The organism is Paenarthrobacter sp. R1, from assembly GCF_030264015.1.
Lineage (GTDB): Bacteria > Actinomycetota > Actinomycetes > Actinomycetales > Micrococcaceae > Arthrobacter > Arthrobacter ureafaciens.
This window is the reverse complement of sequence record NZ_CP127115.1, coordinates 143,285-160,848: the sequence shown is the minus strand read 5'-3', so window position 1 is coordinate 160,848 and position 17,564 is coordinate 143,285. Positions and strand designations below refer to the sequence as shown.

Annotated in this window: 17 protein-coding genes, 2 tRNA genes and 2 pseudogenes; 9 read left to right on the top strand and 12 right to left on the bottom strand. The window is 63.5% G+C overall.

What is annotated here, in order from left to right:
• Positions 1-47: 47 nt before the first annotated feature.
• Both QN084_RS00770 and QN084_RS00765 read left to right on the top strand, forming a co-directional pair.
• Positions 48-257 carry a hypothetical protein gene (locus QN084_RS00770; protein WP_021470721.1) on the top strand — a complete coding sequence of 70 codons (210 nt, stop codon included), beginning with the start codon at positions 48-50 and terminating at the stop codon, positions 255-257.
• A 130-nt stretch (positions 258-387) separates the two neighbouring features.
• Entirely contained in the window at positions 388-1,188 is an 801-nt protein-coding gene (locus QN084_RS00765; protein WP_021470720.1) for an HNH endonuclease family protein, read from the top strand.
• A 28-nt stretch (positions 1,189-1,216) separates the two neighbouring features.
• On the opposite strand, the gene QN084_RS00760 is transcribed toward QN084_RS00765, so the two are convergent.
• From QN084_RS00760 to orn, 4 genes are all read right to left on the bottom strand, one after another.
• Positions 1,217-2,053, bottom strand: coding sequence for an acyltransferase domain-containing protein (locus tag QN084_RS00760; protein WP_069696370.1), 837 nt, complete (start codon positions 2,051-2,053; stop codon positions 1,217-1,219).
• Between the two features lie 2 nt (positions 2,054-2,055).
• Complete coding sequence (def, locus tag QN084_RS00755; protein WP_021470718.1) at positions 2,056-2,628, bottom strand: peptide deformylase; 573 nt, start codon at positions 2,626-2,628, stop codon at positions 2,056-2,058.
• 132 nt (positions 2,629-2,760) lie between these two features.
• Positions 2,761-2,836 (bottom strand) — tRNA-His (locus QN084_RS00750).
• A 131-nt stretch (positions 2,837-2,967) separates the two neighbouring features.
• On the bottom strand, positions 2,968-3,561 hold the full coding sequence (gene orn, locus QN084_RS00745) for an oligoribonuclease (protein WP_021470717.1): 594 nt from the start codon (positions 3,559-3,561) through the stop codon (positions 2,968-2,970).
• A gap of 189 nt (positions 3,562-3,750) precedes the next feature.
• On the opposite strand from orn, the gene mptB reads away from it, so the two are divergent.
• Positions 3,751-5,307 (top strand): polyprenol phosphomannose-dependent alpha 1,6 mannosyltransferase MptB, encoded by a 1,557-nt coding sequence (gene mptB / locus QN084_RS00740; RefSeq protein WP_021470716.1) that lies wholly within the window; start codon positions 3,751-3,753, stop codon positions 5,305-5,307.
• A 52-nt stretch (positions 5,308-5,359) separates the two neighbouring features.
• Here the strand turns inward: mptB and QN084_RS00735 are convergent, their stop codons facing one another.
• Entirely contained in the window at positions 5,360-6,046 is a 687-nt protein-coding gene (locus QN084_RS00735) for a DNA alkylation repair protein (protein ID WP_021470715.1), read from the bottom strand.
• Between the two features lie 88 nt (positions 6,047-6,134).
• Positions 6,135-6,695, bottom strand: a complete 561-nt coding sequence (locus QN084_RS00730; RefSeq protein ID WP_021470714.1) for a single-stranded DNA-binding protein — start codon at positions 6,693-6,695, stop codon at positions 6,135-6,137.
• Positions 6,696-6,917: 222 nt separating this feature from the next.
• Between QN084_RS00730 and QN084_RS00725 the strand changes: the two genes are divergently transcribed.
• The 3 genes from QN084_RS00725 to ettA all read left to right on the top strand — a co-directional run bounded on the left by QN084_RS00725 (position 6,918) and on the right by ettA (position 9,328).
• Positions 6,918-6,993: transfer RNA gene (locus QN084_RS00725), tRNA-Arg, on the top strand.
• A gap of 138 nt (positions 6,994-7,131) precedes the next feature.
• Entirely contained in the window at positions 7,132-7,569 is a 438-nt protein-coding gene (locus tag QN084_RS00720; RefSeq protein WP_021470713.1) for a DUF6993 domain-containing protein, read from the top strand.
• Positions 7,570-7,645: 76 nt separating this feature from the next.
• Entirely contained in the window at positions 7,646-9,328 is a 1,683-nt protein-coding gene (gene ettA, locus QN084_RS00715; protein WP_031215996.1) for an energy-dependent translational throttle protein EttA, read from the top strand.
• 83 nt (positions 9,329-9,411) lie between these two features.
• On the opposite strand, the pseudogene QN084_RS00710 reads toward ettA, so the two are convergent.
• Positions 9,412-9,738: pseudogene (locus QN084_RS00710) on the bottom strand (acyl-CoA thioesterase); the annotation flags it as partial.
• A 50-nt stretch (positions 9,739-9,788) separates the two neighbouring features.
• Between QN084_RS00710 and QN084_RS00705 the strand changes: the two are divergent.
• Positions 9,789-10,683 (top strand): IS5 family transposase gene (locus QN084_RS00705; protein WP_206599970.1). Its coding sequence is split into 2 segments (ribosomal slippage): positions 9,789-10,133 and positions 10,135-10,683, totalling 894 coding nucleotides; the frame shifts between segments, so codons are not numbered across the junction.
• On the opposite strand, the pseudogene QN084_RS00700 reads toward QN084_RS00705, so the two are convergent.
• Positions 10,682-11,260, bottom strand: a pseudogene (locus QN084_RS00700) (acyl-CoA thioesterase); the annotation flags it as partial. The gene QN084_RS00705 and the pseudogene QN084_RS00700 sit on opposite strands and share 2 nt — an antisense overlap.
• 63 nt (positions 11,261-11,323) lie before the next feature.
• On the opposite strand from QN084_RS00700, the gene QN084_RS00695 reads away from it, so the two are divergent.
• Entirely contained in the window at positions 11,324-11,995 is a 672-nt protein-coding gene (locus tag QN084_RS00695; protein WP_021470710.1) for a DUF8185 domain-containing protein, read from the top strand.
• Positions 11,996-12,037: 42 nt separating this feature from the next.
• Here the strand turns inward: QN084_RS00695 and QN084_RS00690 are convergent, their stop codons facing one another.
• Entirely contained in the window at positions 12,038-12,451 is a 414-nt protein-coding gene (locus QN084_RS00690) for a globin (protein ID WP_082038915.1), read from the bottom strand.
• A gap of 52 nt (positions 12,452-12,503) precedes the next feature.
• A complete protein-coding gene (locus tag QN084_RS00685; protein ID WP_079941275.1) occupies positions 12,504-13,181 on the bottom strand; it encodes a mechanosensitive ion channel family protein in 678 nt (225 codons plus the stop codon).
• Between the two features lie 121 nt (positions 13,182-13,302).
• Here QN084_RS00685 and QN084_RS00680 point away from each other — a divergent pair, with 121 nt between their 5' ends.
• The gene (locus QN084_RS00680) at positions 13,303-14,328 is read left to right on the top strand and encodes an NAD-dependent epimerase/dehydratase family protein (protein WP_062096997.1); all 1,026 of its coding nucleotides are present in this window, start codon (positions 13,303-13,305) and stop codon (positions 14,326-14,328) included.
• Here QN084_RS00680 and QN084_RS00675 read toward each other — a convergent pair.
• Positions 14,325-14,804: an OsmC family protein gene (locus QN084_RS00675; RefSeq protein WP_069694598.1), complete on the bottom strand. Its 480-nt coding sequence runs from the start codon at positions 14,802-14,804 to the stop codon at positions 14,325-14,327. The genes QN084_RS00680 and QN084_RS00675 overlap by 4 nt on opposite strands.
• 49 nt (positions 14,805-14,853) lie before the next feature.
• Positions 14,854-17,415: an aminopeptidase N gene (pepN, locus tag QN084_RS00670; protein WP_069694597.1), complete on the bottom strand. Its 2,562-nt coding sequence runs from the start codon at positions 17,413-17,415 to the stop codon at positions 14,854-14,856.
• Positions 17,416-17,564 lie beyond the last annotated feature (149 nt).

The following is a 17,564-nucleotide window of genomic DNA, read 5'->3' as shown; positions in this document are numbered from 1 at the left end:
CGGCCGGATCACTGGAATCGGCCGGGAAACCTGCCCACAATGGGTGCATGGAAAACGAATCGACGCTGGAACACGAAACCACGCTGGAACACGCGCTGGATGTCGCGAAGGCAAACCACAAGCAGGCACAGAAACTTCTGGACCAGGCAGTCAAGGCCAACGCCGCCGGGGACGTCTCCGATGAACGCGTTGCACAATTGCGGACTCTCCTGGAAGTTGCCGCCGAAGACCTGCGGCGCGTCATGCGCGAACAGTAGCCACGGCGACAACCACCCCATGGCTTGCTCCACCGTGTGACTTCTCCTGCACACTGTGGATACAGGCTCCGATGTCGGTGCTTTGTCCTAGTCTCAAAGGGCAATACGTCACCAACCGGATGGAGCCTCCTTGAGCCGCACTTGGCCTGCCTACACGCGGGCTCGCCGCCGGAACCGCCTGGCCTGGGCCATTCTCGCAGCGGCGTCCGCGGCTCTCGCGGCAGGCCTCGGCTGGTTCTTCACAGCAGGGCAGTTCGAAGCCGCGGGCCCCTGGAACACCGGACCCAGTGCCGCCCCGGTCTTCAATCCGGACTGGATGAAACCCCTCCCCGGAGCGGCACGCGTACCGGCCCGTAGCGCGGTTGCAGCGCTTGAACAGCTGGAGGTCAAAGGCCGCGGGACAGCCAACGACTACGATCGGGCAGCCTTTGGGCAGGCATGGCTGGACGTTGACCGGAACGGGTGCGATACCCGCAACGACGTCCTCCGCAGGGATTTGAGCGCCGTGGAGTTCAGCGCTGGATCACCATGCAAGGTGACGGCAGGGCGCCTTCAAGAGCCCTACACCGGGGTAGAGATGGCGTTTCGGCGCGGACCTAAAACCAGTGCCGCCCTGCAGATCGACCATGTGGTGGCATTGGCTGACGCGTGGCAGAAAGGCGCCAAGCAGCTCTCCGCAGGACAACGGCAACTGCTGGCCAACGATCCCCTGAACCTCATCGCCGCCGACGGCCCGCAAAACGTCAAGAAGGGGGCCGGCGACGCCGCAACCTGGCTTCCGCCCAACAAGAACTTCCGGTGCCACTACGTAGCGCGCCAGATCTCGGTCAAAGCAGCTTATCGGCTGTGGGTCACCCAGGCGGAGAAAGACGCCATGAAGCGGGTGCTCGGTTCCTGTCCGGATCAGCAAACTGTGAGTCAGCCCAGATGACGGCTTCGCTGCCGGCCGTCCGGGCGGCCTAAAGGGCCAGCCGACCGTGGCCGAGCTGCCAATTTCCGCCGTCGTCGATTCTTTCCAGGACCACACGCTGCAGGGAAGTCTTCCGCGGCAGGGCCTCCAGGCCCTCAAGGCCACGTTGCCGGAACGTGAAATACACGGCGTCGGCGGGGGCATCGGTGCAGTGGCTCACCGTGAAACGCCGGGCAAACGAGGCAATGTTGCCCGCGGAAAGGTGCTCCGCGAGATAGGGGTCCAGCATCCATGAATCGCAGGTGGCCTCAGTCACCGGTTTGTCCGGGAAGTGCTGGGCGAAGAAGGTACGGGCTTCAGCAAAGGCCTGATCGACTACCCCGGGGGAGAGGCTCCCGTCTTCGGGAATGTGCACGCCCAGTTCCCAGCCGGAAGCCGCAGTGGATGGCGATGGGGATTCGCTGCCATTGCTGCGGACAAGGTGGAACTGCAACCGTCCCAGGCGGAACATATTGCCTGCCATATGCAGCGTCATCCAGCCCCAGGTGTCCAGCCCGAACCGGCCGTGGACGCGCCGGTTGACGCGCAGTTGCAAACCGAGGTCCGCCAAGGACGCCCAGGACGTCGCTGCGTTGATGCCCAGGCCGAGGTGGTATTCGTGAACGGTCGGTGCGAAGCGGAGGAAAGCCTCGATCCACTCTGCTTCGGTCTGGCCCGCGGTTGGAATGCCCTCCGAAGGGAATGTCCCAAGCCTATGTTCCATGGCGGTGATGGCGTCGCTGACTCCCGGTGAAGGTTTTGACGCGAGCAACCCGGCACACTCAAGCGCATCCTCACCCCTGATGTCCAGGTGTTCGAGGAGTCCTGTGAGGTGTGCGGCGTCCACGGTCAGTGTCCGAACGGATCCGGATCCACGCCGGGCATCCAGGTCAGGCCCGGGACACCCCAGCCGTTCTTCTTGGCCTGCTTCATGGCTTTCCTGGCATAGCGGTCCACCAGCCTGTTGACGTACAGTTTGCCATCCAAGTGATCGTACTCATGCTGAATTACCCGGGCGAACCAGCCCGTCGCCACGAAATCAAGCGGCTTGCCGTGGCCGTCGAAGCCTTGGACCCGTGCCCAGTCGGCCCGCTGCAAGGGATAGTGCTCGCCGGGAAACGACAGGCAGCCTTCCACATGTTCGTCGGGATCGGGGAGGGCGCCGGACACTTTTGAAAGTGTCAGGACCGGGTTGACCACCACGCCTTCATCCGGGGCGTCGTCATCGTTGGCGTACTTGAAGACAAAGATCCGCTTCCCGACGCCCACCTGCGGCGCTGCCAGGCCAACCCCATTGGCGGCCTCGTTGGTCTCGAACATGTCGGCGATCAAGGTGCGGAGCTCGTCGTCGAAGGTTTCCACTTCGCTGGCCCGGCGATGCAGGACAGGTTCGCCCCAGATGGTGATCGGCAGGACCGTCATGTCAGTTCTTCCTTGTCAGTCGCTGGACGCCTTCGACCGGACCGCTGGAGCCGGCCGGTCCCAAACAAAATGAAGGCCGCACCGGATAACCGGTGCGGCCTTCATGGAAACCGGCTTTCCAGCCAATCTCGGTGGGGTGAGCGACGGGGGTTGAACCCGCGACCTCCTGGACCACAACCAGGCGCTCTGCCAACTGAGCTACGCCCACCATGTGCCTCGTGGATTTGACCGTTTGACCGGCTTTCCGTGAAGGCAACGACAAATAGCTTACCTGCTGTTTTCGGGTTCAAAGTCCACTTTTGCCGGTTTCGCCGAAAAAACCTTTAAAAATGGCGCAGATCACACTCCGATGGAGCCGGTGAGGGTCTCGGCGGAAGCGGTTGTCTCCTTGGAAATGCGTTGCGCGGTGGCCGTGTCCGGGCCCGGTGCCGGAACGAAGACAGCCTGGCGGTAGTACCGGAGTTCATCAATGGAGTCCTTGATGTCTCCCAGGGCCCGGTGTCCGCCGTGCTTGGCAGGTGCTTGGAAGTAGGCGCGGGGGAACCAGCGGCGGGAGAGTTCCTTGATGGTGCTGACGTCGATCACGCGGTAGTGCAGGTGCTCAATGACGTTGGGCATGTCCCGTGCGAGGAACATGCGGTCCGTGCCGACGGAGTTTCCGCCCAGCGGCGCCTTGCGGGGATCCGGAACCCATTTTTCGATGTACTCAAGCACCAGGGCTTCGGCTTCGGCCATCGTCTTGCCGTGCGGCAGTTCGTCCAGGAGCTTGGAACGGGTGTGCATGTCGCGGACGAAGTCGTTCATCTGCTCCAAAGCAGCGTCGTCGGGTTTGATGACCACGTCCACGCCGTCACCGAGGATGTTGAGCTCGGAATCCGTGACGAGGGCGGCGACCTCGATGAGGGCGTCGTTCACGAGGTCCAGGCCGGTCATTTCGCAGTCGATCCAGACGATGCGTTCATTAGTAATAGGCACGCGCCTAGCCTATCGTTCAGGCTGATCCAAGTGCTCCGATGGTACGATTTTTTGGACATGGCGGTGACTTTTTCCCGCTGTAACCTGCCCTTGAGACTCGAAACTTCGTCCCGAAACATGCCGGGCAAACGATTGGATGCAAACCACATGACGGTGCCCGTACCCGCCGCCTCGAAGGCAGGGAAAATTGCGCCGACGCAAGATGCGGCCACCGGGGAAGTGGACAACGCCAAGTCCCCGCTGATCGCCGGTTTCATCGGTTCCATGTTCCTGGTTGTTGGTTCGCTCGGGGTTGGCTGGCTTGCTCCGGTTTCCGAACTCCGCCGCCTGCCCCTTTTCATTTGGATGCGGACCGAGGGCGTCGGCGTCGGACTGTCGATCGTGCTCCTCGCCGTGGGCGGCATGCTTCTGGTGAGGGCATGGCTCCGGTTGGGCCAGAGGGTCCGTGTGTGGGGCTTGGAAGCCCGGAAAGCCACCCTTCAGGCCGTGGTTGCCTGGGGACTGCCAATGATGTTCACTGTCCCGTTGTTCAGCAGGGACGTGTACGCCTACATCGGCCAAGGCCGGCTGATGGTCGAGGGGATGAACCCCTACGAGAACGGGATCTCCGCCCTTCCCAACTACTTCCAGTTGGGCGCAGACAAGATGTGGACCGAGGCACCCGTTCCATACGGTCAGCTCTTCCTGTGGATCGAACAGTTCGTGGTGTGGGTGACCAACGTCCAGCCGGAAGCGTGCATCATGCTGTTCCGCCTGGTGGCAGTGGTTGGAGTAATCCTCTGCATTATCTACGTACCAAAGCTGGCGGAACTTCACGGCGTCAACCCCCACCGTGCGCTGTGGTTGACGGCCGCCAACCCGCTGTTCCTCACCAACTTCATTGCCAGCGTCCACAACGATTCGCTGATGATCGGTCTGGCCCTGGCCGGCCTTTACTACTGCGCCACGCACCGGGTAGTGCTCGGCATCGTGCTGGTGGCGCTTTCCATCTCGGTCAAGCCCATCACTGTGGTATTTCTTCCCTTCATTGGCCTCCTGTGGGCCGGTAAGGGCGCTTCCTGGCCGCGGAAGTTCCTTTTCTGGTTCCTGACTGCTGCGCTGACGTTCGGGCTGCTCTATGCCATGAGCTTGGTCAATGGCTTCGGCTTCGGGTGGATCAAGGGCCTCTCGGCACCCGGCAGTGTGTGGATTTGGTATGCACCCGTTGGCCTCATCGGACTGGTGGTTGCTTCCATTTCGAACGTGTTCGGGCTCGACGGCTGGGGCATGGCCAAGTGGGTGTACGACGCCGGCAAGGTACTCATGCTGGCCGCGGTGGCATGGCTCGTCTTCCGGGGTGAGCACGACCGCCTCATGCGCCGGTTGACCCTTGCTTTCGCAGCGATCGTCCTGTTGGCCCCCATGATCCAGTCCTGGTACGTGGTGTGGCTGATACCGCTTTTCGCGGTGACCGGAATCCGCAACGACTGGCAGGTCAAGGCGCTCTACTTTGTGGTCTCCTTCTTCATGGTCTATGCCATCTCCGATCAACTCGACGTCTTCCCGTACCTGCAGAGTGAAGATCTTGGGCTTGCCCTCACCTTGGCCAGGAACGCCGCGGCCATCATCGCTTTGCTCTTCGCCGTGTACCTGATTTTCGTAGACCCCAAGACGAAGACCCTCTTCCGGAAACGCGACGAGCCCGGGACCCGCCCCATTATCTAAGACGAGCCAGGGACCCGCCCCATCATTTAGGGGGCGACCGCGTCTCCCGGGGTCATGGCGTGGACAGCAAGCGCAAAGCCTCCCGCGCGGACAGGGGACTGAGCCGGGATGCATTCTCCTCGGCGAAAGCTTTGACCCAGCCCGGATCGGTCTTGCTGTATTCGCGCAGCGCCCAGCCGATGGCTTTGCGGATGAAGAACTCCTTGTCGTCCATGTTGGGACGGATAACCGCGGCCAGCAGGGAGGTGTCCGTGGCTGCCTTGGATCCCAGCTGGGCGGTGATGGAGGCCCTTCGGATCCACATGTCGCTGTCTTTGGACCACTGGAGAAGGAGCGGCGTCATGGTCTCCGGATGCTTGCGGAGCAAGGTCCCGAGGCGGTGGGCCACACCATCGACCAAGTCCCACCAGGCTCCTGTCCGGATGATTTCTTCGTAGACAGGCAGCATGCCGGGATCGTCCCTGACTATGCGGATGCCGGTCAGATCGATGGCCGCATAACGTTCCTCGCGCACTTCCGCATTCCGCCACAAGTCCAGGACGGCCTCGCGAAGGTCCTCCGCCGAACGCGGCGGGAACTGCTTGATGGCTTCCTTGACGATTCGGCGGACCTCGGGGACGCGGACTCCCAAGGACGGCATGTCGGACTTCATATAGGCCTGTGCACCGCGCCCGCGTTCGGCGTCGGCCGAAGAACGAAGGGTGGAACGAATAGCCTTGGGGAGGTCGCTGTTGTCCATGCCTCAACTCTAGGGCGGGGACGGTCACCGTTCCGGGGAGGGCGGCCGCCATTGCGGTGCATCGCCCGTGCCCCGGAACTCGCAGCTCTCAGGCGGTGGCATCCACGAGCTCTCCTGTCCGCGGGTTCACTGACATGCCCTCGCCGGTCTCAACGTTCACCACAACGTCGTCATCTTCCGGCGGAGCCGCGGACTCGGGAGTTGATTCCCACTCCGCCTCGGAGGCCGGAGGTGCAGGAGCCTCAGCCGCGTCCTGAGGCTGGAGCGCAACTGACTCCGCCGGCGCTGAGGTGCCGTTCATGCGTGTGAAGTTGGCTGAGCCCCACATGAGATCGTGCCCCACCGCCTCGGCATCCACCTCGGCAACGTGGTACACCTTGCCCTCATGCTCCCACTGCCTGAGCCGCAGCCTTCCGAGCACGATCACCCGCTGGCCCTTCTTCACGCTGCAGCCCACATGCGCGGCCAGGTAGCGGAATGATTGCACGGTGTACCAGTTGGTATTGCCGTCCACCCATGTGTTGCTGGCCCTGTCGTACCGCCGCTCCGTTGTTCCCAGCCGGAAGGAAGCTGTGGAGGTTCCCCGGGCCGTGGTGGAGGTTCTGACCTCAGAGGCTACGAAGCCGCGGAGGGTGAGGATGTCGTTCATGGTGATCCTTTTGACGTAGGAAACTGCCTGTCCGGCTTTTTCAGCTTCAACCAGCCACGTGGAAGGGTCGATGCCCTTTTGGCGCTATGTGCATAACCGGAGCGGGGGCAGCATGTTGAGGAGCAGTGGACCGTTGGTGGCGGGTGTCTTGGCAGGGGCCGGGAGGAATGCACTGTAAACTCTTTGTGGCGCCAGCAGCTTCACCTGCGTGGCAGCCGGTATGCCCCAGTAGCTCAGGGGATAGAGCAGCGGCCTTCTAATCCGCCGGTCGGGGGTTCGATTCCCTCCTGGGGCGCCAGTTACCCCCGGAACTCCACAGGGGTTCCGGGGGATTGCTGTCAGTGCGCAATGAGTGGGGGAATTGATGACACGGAGCGGGACAACGCCGGGCAGGAATACTCTTGGGCCTCTGAAGACCCATAGACGCCGCAGCGTCATGGTGTTGGCGTGCGTCGCAGCGGCCATGGCACTTGCCTCCTGCACGCCGCCTGCACAGACCACTCAGACCGCATCGGAGCCCACCGGGTCCGAGCCGGCGGCCATAACCGGGACAGCATCCCCCGGGCCTACGCTCGCGCCGGAAGTTTCTGCGGCAACAAAGACTGTCGAAGCCACGCTCAAGAAAATAGTCGCCACGACGTCCAAACCGGAACGGGAAGCGGTTCGGAGCGCCCTGGTTGCTGCCGGCATACCGGCAAGCAACGTGGAGGTATCAGTGAGCCGGACGCCCACCGGGCTCGATGTCGACGCAATGGAAGCTGCCGCCTTGGCCGGAGGCAGCTGCGTCGTGGGGCAAATCCGCGACGGCGGGGTGGTGATGACGGTGCTTCCCGTCCTCGCCAGCGGGAAATGCTTTGTTGGTGACGTCCGGTAGGCGCCAGACCACCGCCGGAATGTGAGTTCCACGTCCAAATGTGAGTTCTGCCCGCCTAGCCACTAGATTTAACGGCATGGCGGAATTCATTTACACGATGACCAAGGCCCGAAAGGCCGTTGGCGACAAACTTATTCTGGACGATGTCAGCATGTCGTTCTTCCCCGGTGCCAAGATTGGCGTCGTGGGCCCTAACGGTGCTGGCAAGTCCACCATCCTGAAGATCATGGCCGGACTGGACACCCCCTCCAACGGCGAGGCCCGCCTGAGCCCCGGCTACACCGTGGGCATCCTCCTGCAGGAACCGCCGCTGAACGAGGAAAAGACGGTCCTTGGGAACGTCCAGGAAGGCGTTGGCGAGATCTACGGCAAGATCCAGCGCTTCAACCAGATCTCTGAAGAGATGGCCAACCCTGACGCTGATTACGACACCCTCCTTGAGGAAATGGGCAAGCTGCAGGAAGCCATTGACGCCGCTGACGCGTGGGACATCGATTCCCAGCTGGAGCAGGCAATGGACGCGCTCCGGTGCCCGCCGGCGGACGCGGATGTGACCGTGCTTTCCGGTGGTGAGCGTCGCCGCGTGGCGTTGTGCAAGCTCCTGCTGCAGAAGCCTGACCTCCTGCTCCTTGACGAGCCCACCAACCACCTCGACGCCGAAAGTGTCCTGTGGCTTGAGCAGCACCTGTCCTCGTACCCGGGCGCAGTCCTGGCAGTCACCCACGACCGCTACTTCCTGGACCACGTAGCCGAGTGGATCGCTGAAGTCGACCGCGGCCACTTGTACCCGTACGAAGGCAACTACTCCACCTACCTGGAGAAGAAGAAAGCCCGTTTGGAAGTCCAGGGCAAGAAGGACGCCAAGCTGGCCAAGCGCCTCACGGAAGAGCTTGAGTGGGTCCGGTCCAACGCCAAGGGCCGCCAGACCAAGTCCAAGGCCCGTCTGGCCCGCTATGAGGAAATGGCTGCGGAAGCCGAGCGCACCCGGAAGCTGGACTTCGAGGAAATCCAGATCCCGCCGGGACCCCGCCTGGGCAATTTGGTGATTGAGGCCAAGAACCTCAAGAAGGGCTTCGACGATCGCGTCCTCATCGAGGATCTGTCCTTCTCGCTGCCCCGCAACGGCATCGTGGGCGTCATCGGCCCGAATGGCGTGGGTAAGTCCACCCTGTTCAAGACCATCGTCGGAATGGAGTCCCTCGACGGCGGCGAGCTGAAGATCGGCGATTCGGTCAAGATCTCCTACGTGGACCAGTCCCGTGGCGGCATTGACCCCAACAAGACCCTGTGGGAGGTCGTTTCCGACGGCCTGGACCACATCCAGGTCGGCCAGGTCGAGATGCCTTCGCGTGCCTACGTTTCCGCTTTCGGATTCAAGGGCCCGGACCAGCAGAAGAAGGCCGGCGTCCTCTCCGGTGGTGAGCGCAACCGCCTTAACCTGGCACTGACGCTGAAGCAGGGCGGAAACCTCCTGCTCCTCGACGAGCCCACCAACGACCTCGACGTCGAAACCCTGAGCAGCCTTGAGAACGCACTTCTGGACTTCCCTGGCTGTGCTGTTGTGGTCTCGCACGACCGCTGGTTCCTGGACCGGGTGGCAACCCACATCCTGGCCTACGAAGGCGATGACGAGAACCCCTCCAAGTGGTACTGGTTCGAGGGTAACTTCGAGTCCTACGAGGAAAACAAGGTGGAACGGCTCGGTCCTGACGCGGCAAAACCGCACCGAGTCACGCACCGCCGCCTGACCCGCGATTAATCGCAATCGCGACTAACCGCAAAATCGACTAAGCGTAATATCGACGAATGGCCGCCCCGAAAGGGACGGCCATTCGTCGTTGGTCACGGAATCCGGACCATGCCCTCCTGCGCGACTGTGGCGACGTGCAGTCCTTCCCGGTTGAAGATCCGCCCCGTGGCCAAGCCCCGGGCCCCTTGTGCACTGGGTGATTCCTGCACATAGAGCATCCATTCATCCACCCGCACCGGTCGGTGCCACCACATCGCGTGATCCAGGCTGGCCACGCTCATGCCCGGAGTCATCCACGCGAGGCCGTGCTTGCGCAGGATGGGTTCCAGCAAGGTGTAGTCGCTGGCGTACGCCAGGGCAGCACGGTGCAGGTTGGGATCGTCAGGGAGGGGGCCTATTGTTTTCATCCACACGGCATTAGGCCGTGTTGATCAAGTGGTTTCGGTGGTCGATGGGCGAGTCTTGAGGGATGACGCGTCGCGAGGTCTCTGACGAGGTGTGGACCGTTCTGGAGCCGTTGATGCCGACGGTGACGGGGAGGTCGCGGCCGTGGACGGATCATCGTCTCGCGGTTGAGGGGATGGCGTGGAAGTACCGGACGGGTGCGCCGTGGCGTGATCTGCCGGAGCGGTTCGGGAAGTGGAACTCGGTCTATAAGCGGTTCACCCGGTGGGCGCACGACGGCACCTGGGACAGGCTGCTCGCCGAGGTGCAGCGGCAGTCCGACGCGGCGGGCCGGCTCGATTGGGTGGTGTCGATCGACTCCACGATCACCCGCGTGCATCAGCACGGTGCGACCCTCGCCCGGGACACAGGGGGCTCCACCGAATCACAAGAATCCGTGGTTCGAGCCGCCTGACCACGCGATTGGCCGGTCCCGTGGCGGGTTGACCTGCAAGATTCACCTGGTCGCCGATGGCAAGGGGCGGCCGCTGGGATGGGTGCTCACCGGCGGCAACATCAACGACACCACGATGCTGGCGACCACCCTCGAACACATCCGTGTCCCCCGCCCAGGCGTCGGAAGACCACGAACGCGACCAGATCGAGTCCTCGCCGACAAGGGCTACCCGTCGAAGACGAACCGTGCCTGGCTGCGTCAGCGAGGGATCGCCGCGACCATCCCGGAGCGTGACGACCAGATCGCTCACCGCCGCAAGAAGCCGGGACGCCCGATCGACTTCGGCGACGAGCAGAAGCTCCGCTACCGCGGCCGCAACGTCGTCGAACGCTCCTTCAACAAGCTCAAACAGTGGCGCGGCATCGCCATGCGATCAGACAAGACCGCCCGCAGCTACCGAGCCGCCATCAGCCTCGCCACCACCCTGATCTGGATCAAAAGCGACTTGATCAACACGGCCTAGTTGCCACGTGCCGGGTTGGCGCGGTGACGTAGAGTGCAGGGTCGACGTGCCGGACGTCGAACGGCCGCTCCGAGGACATGTGCCGTGCCAACGGGTGGTCGAAGGAGGACAGCAAATCCGCCGTGCTGGGCAATGACTCGGGATCCGGGATGCCTTCCGGCATGGCAGTCTGGTGATCCAACCCTTCGTCCGCAACTTGGAACGAGGCAATCATGGACAGGATCGGCACACCGTCCTGGTAAGCATGGACCCGCCGCGCGGAGAAGGAACGCCCGTCGCGCAACCGCTCGACTCCAAAGGTGATGGGCTTGTTGGCGTCCCCGGGACGGAGGAAGTAGCCGTGCATCGAATGGGCAACGCGGTCCGCGTCAACCGTGCGCATGCCGGCCATCATGGACTGTGCCAGGACCTGTCCGCCGAAGACGCGGTGCCTGGGCTGCCTTTGGGACGGGCCCAGGAAGATGTCCTCGTTGGTCCGTGCTCCGTCGAAGTCGCCCAGGTCCAGCAGGCCGATCAGCACTTCCATGGGGTCTTCTGCGGGTGCCTCCGCGTCCGGGTTGGCCTTCGTGTCAGTCATGGTTCGACTCTAGACGGCGCCCCAACCCCTCTCAACCGAAGACATGCCGGTAGAGTCGATGCTGTGACAGACGTCTTGACCCAGTCCTTCCGTTTCGCCGACCCCCACGATCTCAGCGACCTGCGGACCTACGTGACACGCGCCAAAACCATCGATGACGGCGCCATCCGCCTGCAGGCTGCCGGCAAGGTTCTGGCCGCCTATGTGTGCGTCCTCAGGCCGCGGATCCTGGGTGAATCCACCCCCACCATCCTCGGGTTGCGGACAATGGCCCTCGCCGAGGAAGCCCAGGCGGACGCCACCGTGACGCTTGCCTCCGTCCTGGATCGGCTGGCCCGCTCGCGTGCCGGGGACGTTGAGCTTCCCATCCCGCCGTCCACAGTGTCGGAGTCGTGGGCCGGCGTCGGGGCTCCGCGCTCCGGTTGGGAAGCCTTGGGCGCGATGGCCGACGTCGAACTTAAGGCCGCAGCCGAAGCCGGTATCGCCGAGGTGGCAGAGGCCGTACCCGCAGTGGCAGGCGCTGCCGTGGTCAACAGTGCCCGCGCCGCCGTCTGGAGCCGGCCCCTGCCGGGGCTTGAAGAGCTCCCGGCAGGGGTGGCCTTTGCCGCTTTTGCTTTGGGCTTCCTTGCTGGCGGAGAGCAGCAGGTATTCCGCAACGGCCGCTGGTTCCGGCTGAGCGGATCGCGCGGACACGTTCTGGTGAGGACGGCCGCCGGCCTCGGCTTCCGGAACTAGCAGCGACGAACCCAAGAACCGAAGAACGGAAGAACCGAAGAACTACTGTGCGGACGGACTGTTGACCATGGTCAACGCTGCTCGCTCCATGTAGTCCCACAGGGTTCCCTCGTGCAGGGGTGACAGGCCCAGCGAGTCCACGGCCGTACGCATGTGGAACAGCCAGCGGTCTTTCGCTTCCGGCGTTACACGGAAGGGCATGTGCCGCATCCTCAGCCTTGGATGGCCGCGTTCCTCGCTATAGGTGGTGGGGCCGCCCCAGTACTGCTCAAGGAACATGAGGAAGCGCCGCTTGGCGGGCCCGAGGTCCTCTTCGGGGTACATCGGCCGCAGCAGGGGATCCCCGGCCACACCGTCATAGAAGACGTCGATCAGCTTCACGAAGGTGTCGTGCCCGCCGACTGCCGCGTAGAAGCTGTCCGTGTAGGCAGGCTGGCTGAAGGGGTCGTTTTGCATCAGCTGGCGTCGCGGCCCGGCCTGCGGTGCGCCCGGTTGCCCGGAATTGGCATCATTCACTTGACTTCTCCTCAGGCTTTGCGGCCGTGCCTGCGGGGGCTCCGGCGCTCACTTTGGTTTCTCCGTCGTTGTCCGGCGAAGGCGTGTCGATGGGTACGTAGTCTCCTTGGGAGCGGTTGCCTACCCGGAGGATCTCGCCGTTGCGGAGGTACCAGATGGCTCCGTCCTCCGCCCGGACGCGGGTGATCCGCAGGCCGACGGATTCCACCGTGCCAATGACTTCGCTGGTGACGATCACGTCGCCAATGCCGTATTGGTCTTCGATGGTGATGAAGATGCCGGCGAGGAAGTCCCGGATGAGCTGTTGGGCACCAAAGCCGATGGCCACACCCAGGATGCCCACACTGGTCAGCAGGGGTGCGACGTCGACGTTCATGTACTTCAGGACGTAGATGATGACGATCACCACCACGATCACGCTCACCAGGCTGGTCAGCAGCGAGCCGATGGTTTGGGCCCGCTGCGAGCGGCGCTCATGGTCCAGTGCCCGGATGGCAGGTTGCACCCATTTGAAGTGCGGTTTCTTGAAGAGCGAACTGCCGGAGGCGACCCTTCGGGTGATGCGAAGGATGATGAAGCGTGCCACGGTCCATACCAGCAGGCCCACGCCTACGGTGATGAGGATTGAGACAACGTCGATTTTTTCCGGTTCGATCGTGAGGGTTTCCATCCAAGAGATGAAGGTCAAGGTGTATTGGCTCCTTGTCGTCGGCCCGTGTTCTCCTTGGGGTGAACACTCTGTCCACCATTAACCCTAGCGCCGTTGCGTGATCGCGCCGTAGCGTGGCCGCATGCGAATCCTCGTCCTGGGTGGTACGGCTTTCCTGTCCGCTGAAATCACGCGGCAAGCCCTCGCCGCCGGACATGAGGTCACCTGCGTGGCGCGCGGTACTTCCGCGGCAGTGCCCGACGGCGCCACCTGGGTCCGTGCGGATCGCGCCACTGGCGTGGCGGCCTTCACGGACCTCGACGGTCACTGGGATGAGGTCGTGGAGGTGGCCCGGGATCCCGTCTTCGCGAAGGCAGCCCTTGACGCCCTGGCCGGCCGGGCGGGGCATTGGACGTTCGTTTCGAGCTGCTCCGTCTATGCCGATCCGTCCGTTCCCGGCGCAGCAGAGGACGCCGGGTTGCTCCAACCCTTGCCGGAAGGAGAACACGGAACGCCGGAGACGTACGGCGAGTCAAAGTCAGCCATCGAGGAGATGACGCGCCGGGCAGCAGGGGAGAAGGCCCACATTCTCAGGCCCGGCCTGATCGGAGGTCCAGGGGATGCTTCGGACAGGTACGGTTATTGGCCCGCCCGGTTTGCCGCGAAGGCGGACCCCGTCCTGGTCCCGGACATACCGGACTCACCGACCCAGATCGTCGACGTCAGGGACGTTGCAGCCTGGGTTCTTTACGGTGCGGCCCGGGGACTGTCGGGAACCTTCAACGTTGTGGGGGAAGTGGTTCCCTTTGCGGGGTATATTGCTGCGTCACGGAGTGCGTCCGGGGCTACGGAAGAAGTTGTCCCCGTCAGCGAAGACTGGCTGGTGCAGCAGGGGATCGACTACTGGGCCGGCCCGGACTCGCTTCCCTTGTGGTTGCCGCCAGGGCACGAAGGGTTCCAAGCCCGGAGCAACGCAGCCGCCGTCGCGGCAGGCTTTGCGCTGCGGCCTTGGCAGGAAACGCTCAAGGACACCCTTGAGGACGAACGCAGCAGGGGCCTGGAGCGTGAACGCAGGGCGGGCCTGAGCCGCCTGACGGAACGAAGGCTGCTCTCCCGCTGGAAGGGCGGCCGTCCTGCCGGTGCGCGAAGCGGCGGGCCACCCGGCTAGGCAGCCGTCGTCGTCGTGGTTGGTTCGTGAAGCACGGGGAAATTGACGCTGCGCGCGATGAAGCAGACTTGGTTGGCTTCGTGGTGAAGCTGCGACATGAGGCTTTCATCAACGGCATCGGCGATGGTGACGCGGGGCTTGAGGGTTACCGACTCGAATTGCCCGCTGCCGTCCCGGTTGAGCTTCATGAGCCCCTCGGCATTGTCCTCGTATCCGGTGACCACCACACCGTGCTTGACCGCGACGTGCAGGAAGGACAACATGTGGCACTGGGCCAAGGCGGCCAGCAGCAGTTGCTCAGGGTTGTAGCGTGTCCGGTCACCGTGGAACGTGGGATCGGCTGAACCTTTCAATGTCGGTAGTCCGGGAATAACGACGTCGTGGTCCCGGGAGTAAGCCCGGTAGCCCGCCGTGCCGTCACCGCGGTTTCCGGTCCAGCGGACGGTCAACGCGTAATGGTGTTCATTCAGGCCCATGCGGACAGTCTAGCCAGCGCAGACTGTCCGCATGGGAGGAGGCGAACGGCTAGTCGACGTCGGCGGCCCGCGCGCGCAGGGCGCGTGCCACGGCGTCGCGGTTCTCCAGCATCATGCGCCTGAGTGCCGCGCTGTCTTCCGGCAATGCCGCCAGGAACTCGTCCGTCCGGTCGATGGTGGCCTGGGTGGTCAGCTGGGCGGGGTAGAGGCCCACCACGATTTGCTGGGCCAGCGCATGGGTCCGTTCCTTCACTATTCCAGGTACTGCCTGGAAGTACTTCTCCGCGAACGGTTCCAGCAACGCGGTGTCCGGAACACGGGTGAAGCCGGCAACGGCTGAGGACTGGAGTGCATTGGAGAGCTCGCCCTTGACCACGATCGACTCCCATGCAGCGTCCTTGGCCTCTGCCGTAGGGATCGCAGCCTTGGCGAGGGCTGCTGCGTTCTGGCCGTTGGAGGTGTTGTCCCGTTCGAGTTCTTCCTCGATCCGGTCCTGCCCGTGGCGGCCGCCGACTACCAGTGCTGTCAGCAGTTCCCACCGCATGTCCTGGTCCACAGTCAGGCCTTCCAGGGTTGACGTGCCGTCGAGGAGCGCCTGGATCCGGTCCAGTTGGGAGTCGCTGCGTGAGATCTGGGCGTAGGACTTCACGAACTGCAACTGGGCATCGGATCCGGCTTCCACGCTGGAAGCGAGCTCCCACAATCGGTCGGCGGCCCTGACTGCCGTTTCCTCCTTGTGCTCTGCGGCCACGTAGTACGTGAGGGTCGTGGCCAATTGGCGGAGCTGGACGAGGATCACCGACGAGTCCGTCTCGTGGGCGATGTTGGCCAGGATAAGGTCCACGTAGCCGCGGGCGGGAGTCTCGCCGTCGCGGGCCGCATCCCACGCCGAACCCCACACCAAGGTGCGGGGAAGGCTTGAGGTGAAGTCCTTCAGGTGGGCCTTCGCGGTGGCGAGCGACGCCGGGTCAAGCCTTACCTTGGCGTAGGCGAGATCGTCATCGTTGAGGAGGACAAGGTCGGGCCGCGTCTTGCCCACCAGGGCGGGGACGTCCGTGCGGGGGCCGTCGACGTCGAGCTCTTCGCGGTGGACGCGCTCAAGCTTGCCGTCGACGACGTCGTAGAAGCCCACCGCCAGGCGGTGCGGGCGGATGGTGGGCTGTTCGGCGATGGCGGTCTGAAAAATGGCAAATCCGGTGATGACGCCGATTTCGTCAACGGTGACCTCGGGGGCGAGCGTGTTCACGCCCGCAGTCTCAAGCCACAACCCGCCCCACTGGTCCAGGTCACGGCCGCTGGCGGCTTCGAGCTCCTGCATGAGGTCCGAAAGCTCCGTGTTGCCCCAGGCATGCTTGGCAAAGTAGGTCCGGACCCCGGCCATGAACTGTTCCGGGCCCACCCAGGCCACCAGTTGGCGCAGCACTGAAGCGCCTTTGGCGTAGGTGATGCCGTCGAAGTTGACCTCCACGTCCTGGAGGCTGTTGATGTCCGCGAAGATGGGGTGCGTTGTGGGCAGTTGGTCCTGGCGGTAAGCCCAGGACTTCTCCACGGAGGCGAACGTGGTCCACGCGTGGTCGAACTCAGTGTTCTCCACCGCCGCGAGGTGGGACATGTATTCGGCAAAGGACTCGTTCAGCCAGAGGTCGTTCCACCAGCGCATGGTGACGAGGTCCCCGAACCACATGTGGGCCAGTTCGTGCAGGACGGTGATAGCACGGCGTTCCACTTGGGCGCCGGTAACCTTGCCGCGGAAAACGTAGCCTTCGAGGATGGTGACGGCACCGGCGTTTTCCATGGCACCGGCGTTGAACTCCGGCACGAAGAGCTGATCGTACTTTTCGAACGGGTACGGGCAGCCGAACTGCGCCTCGAAGAATTCGAAGCCCTGCCGGGTCAGCTCGAAGATGTTGTCGGCGTCGAGGTACTGCATGAGGGACTTCCGGGCGAATACTCCCAGCGGGACCACCCGGCCGTCCGAACTTGTCACTTCCGAGCGTACGGATTGGTACGGGCCGGCGATCAGTGCGGTGACGTACGACGAGAGCCGGGGGGTGGGGGCGAACTTCCACACTGAGCGTGCGCCGCCGTCGTCCCCGGCCTCAATGGGTTCCGGGGCAGGCGTGGGGGAGTTGGAGACCACGTCCCAGTGTGACGGAGCCGTCACGGTGAAAGTGAAGCTTGCCTTCAGGTCGGGCTGTTCAAAGACGGCGAACATGCGCCGGGAGTCGGGTACTTCAAACTGCGTATAGAGGTATACCTCGCCGTCCACGGGGTCCACGAAGCGGTGCAGGCCCTCGCCGGTGTTCATGTAGGGAGCATCGGCAACAATGACGAGTTCGTTGTCTTCGGCGAGGTCGGGGAGCTGGATCCGGACGCCGTCGGAGACGACCGCCGGGTCAAGTTCCGTGCCGTTCAGGGTGACGCTGTGGACGGTGTCGGTAATGGCATCGATGAAGGTCGAGGCTCCGGCGCGGGCCGAGAAACGGACTGTGGTGGTGGAGCCGAAGACGGTCGGCCCCTTGGTCAGGTCCAAGGTGACGTTGTACGACTCGACGTTGAGGAGTTCAGCGCGGCTCGCGGCTTCCCCGCGCGTGAGATTAAGGCCTGGCAAATGTGCCTCCGGAAGTTGGACTGGGCGGCCGGTCGGTTCTCCCGCCGCTGGTGTGAAGTCATTCTTTCACTCTCTGCCGCGATCGCAAGGGATGCCCATGCGGTGTCGTGGAGTGCACTCCCTGCATGTCGTTGCTCCGGAGTAGTTTG

Coding starts and splice junctions, on each gene's coding strand:
- QN084_RS00770 (WP_021470721.1), top strand. CDS start 48: ATGGAAAACGAATCGACGCTGGAACACGAAACCACGCTGGAACACGCG.
- orn (WP_021470717.1), bottom strand. CDS start 3,561: ATGACCGGCCTGGACCTCGTGAACGACGCCCTCATCGAGGTCGCCGCC.
- QN084_RS00720 (WP_021470713.1), top strand. CDS start 7,132: ATGGTGTTGGCGTGCGTCGCAGCGGCCATGGCACTTGCCTCCTGCACG.
- QN084_RS00690 (WP_082038915.1), bottom strand. CDS start 12,451: ATGCAAAACGACCCCTTCAGCCAGCCTGCCTACACGGACAGCTTCTAC.
- QN084_RS00675 (WP_069694598.1), bottom strand. CDS start 14,804: ATGGGCCTGAATGAACACCATTACGCGTTGACCGTCCGCTGGACCGGA.
- def (WP_021470718.1), bottom strand. CDS start 2,628: ATGACGGTCCTGCCGATCACCATCTGGGGCGAACCTGTCCTGCATCGC.
- QN084_RS00685 (WP_079941275.1), bottom strand. CDS start 13,181: ATGGAAACCCTCACGATCGAACCGGAAAAAATCGACGTTGTCTCAATC.
- QN084_RS00730 (WP_021470714.1), bottom strand. CDS start 6,695: ATGAACGACATCCTCACCCTCCGCGGCTTCGTAGCCTCTGAGGTCAGA.
- QN084_RS00680 (WP_062096997.1), top strand. CDS start 13,303: ATGCGAATCCTCGTCCTGGGTGGTACGGCTTTCCTGTCCGCTGAAATC.
- QN084_RS00735 (WP_021470715.1), bottom strand. CDS start 6,046: ATGGACAACAGCGACCTCCCCAAGGCTATTCGTTCCACCCTTCGTTCT.
- ettA (WP_031215996.1), top strand. CDS start 7,646: ATGGCGGAATTCATTTACACGATGACCAAGGCCCGAAAGGCCGTTGGC.
- mptB (WP_021470716.1), top strand. CDS start 3,751: ATGACGGTGCCCGTACCCGCCGCCTCGAAGGCAGGGAAAATTGCGCCG.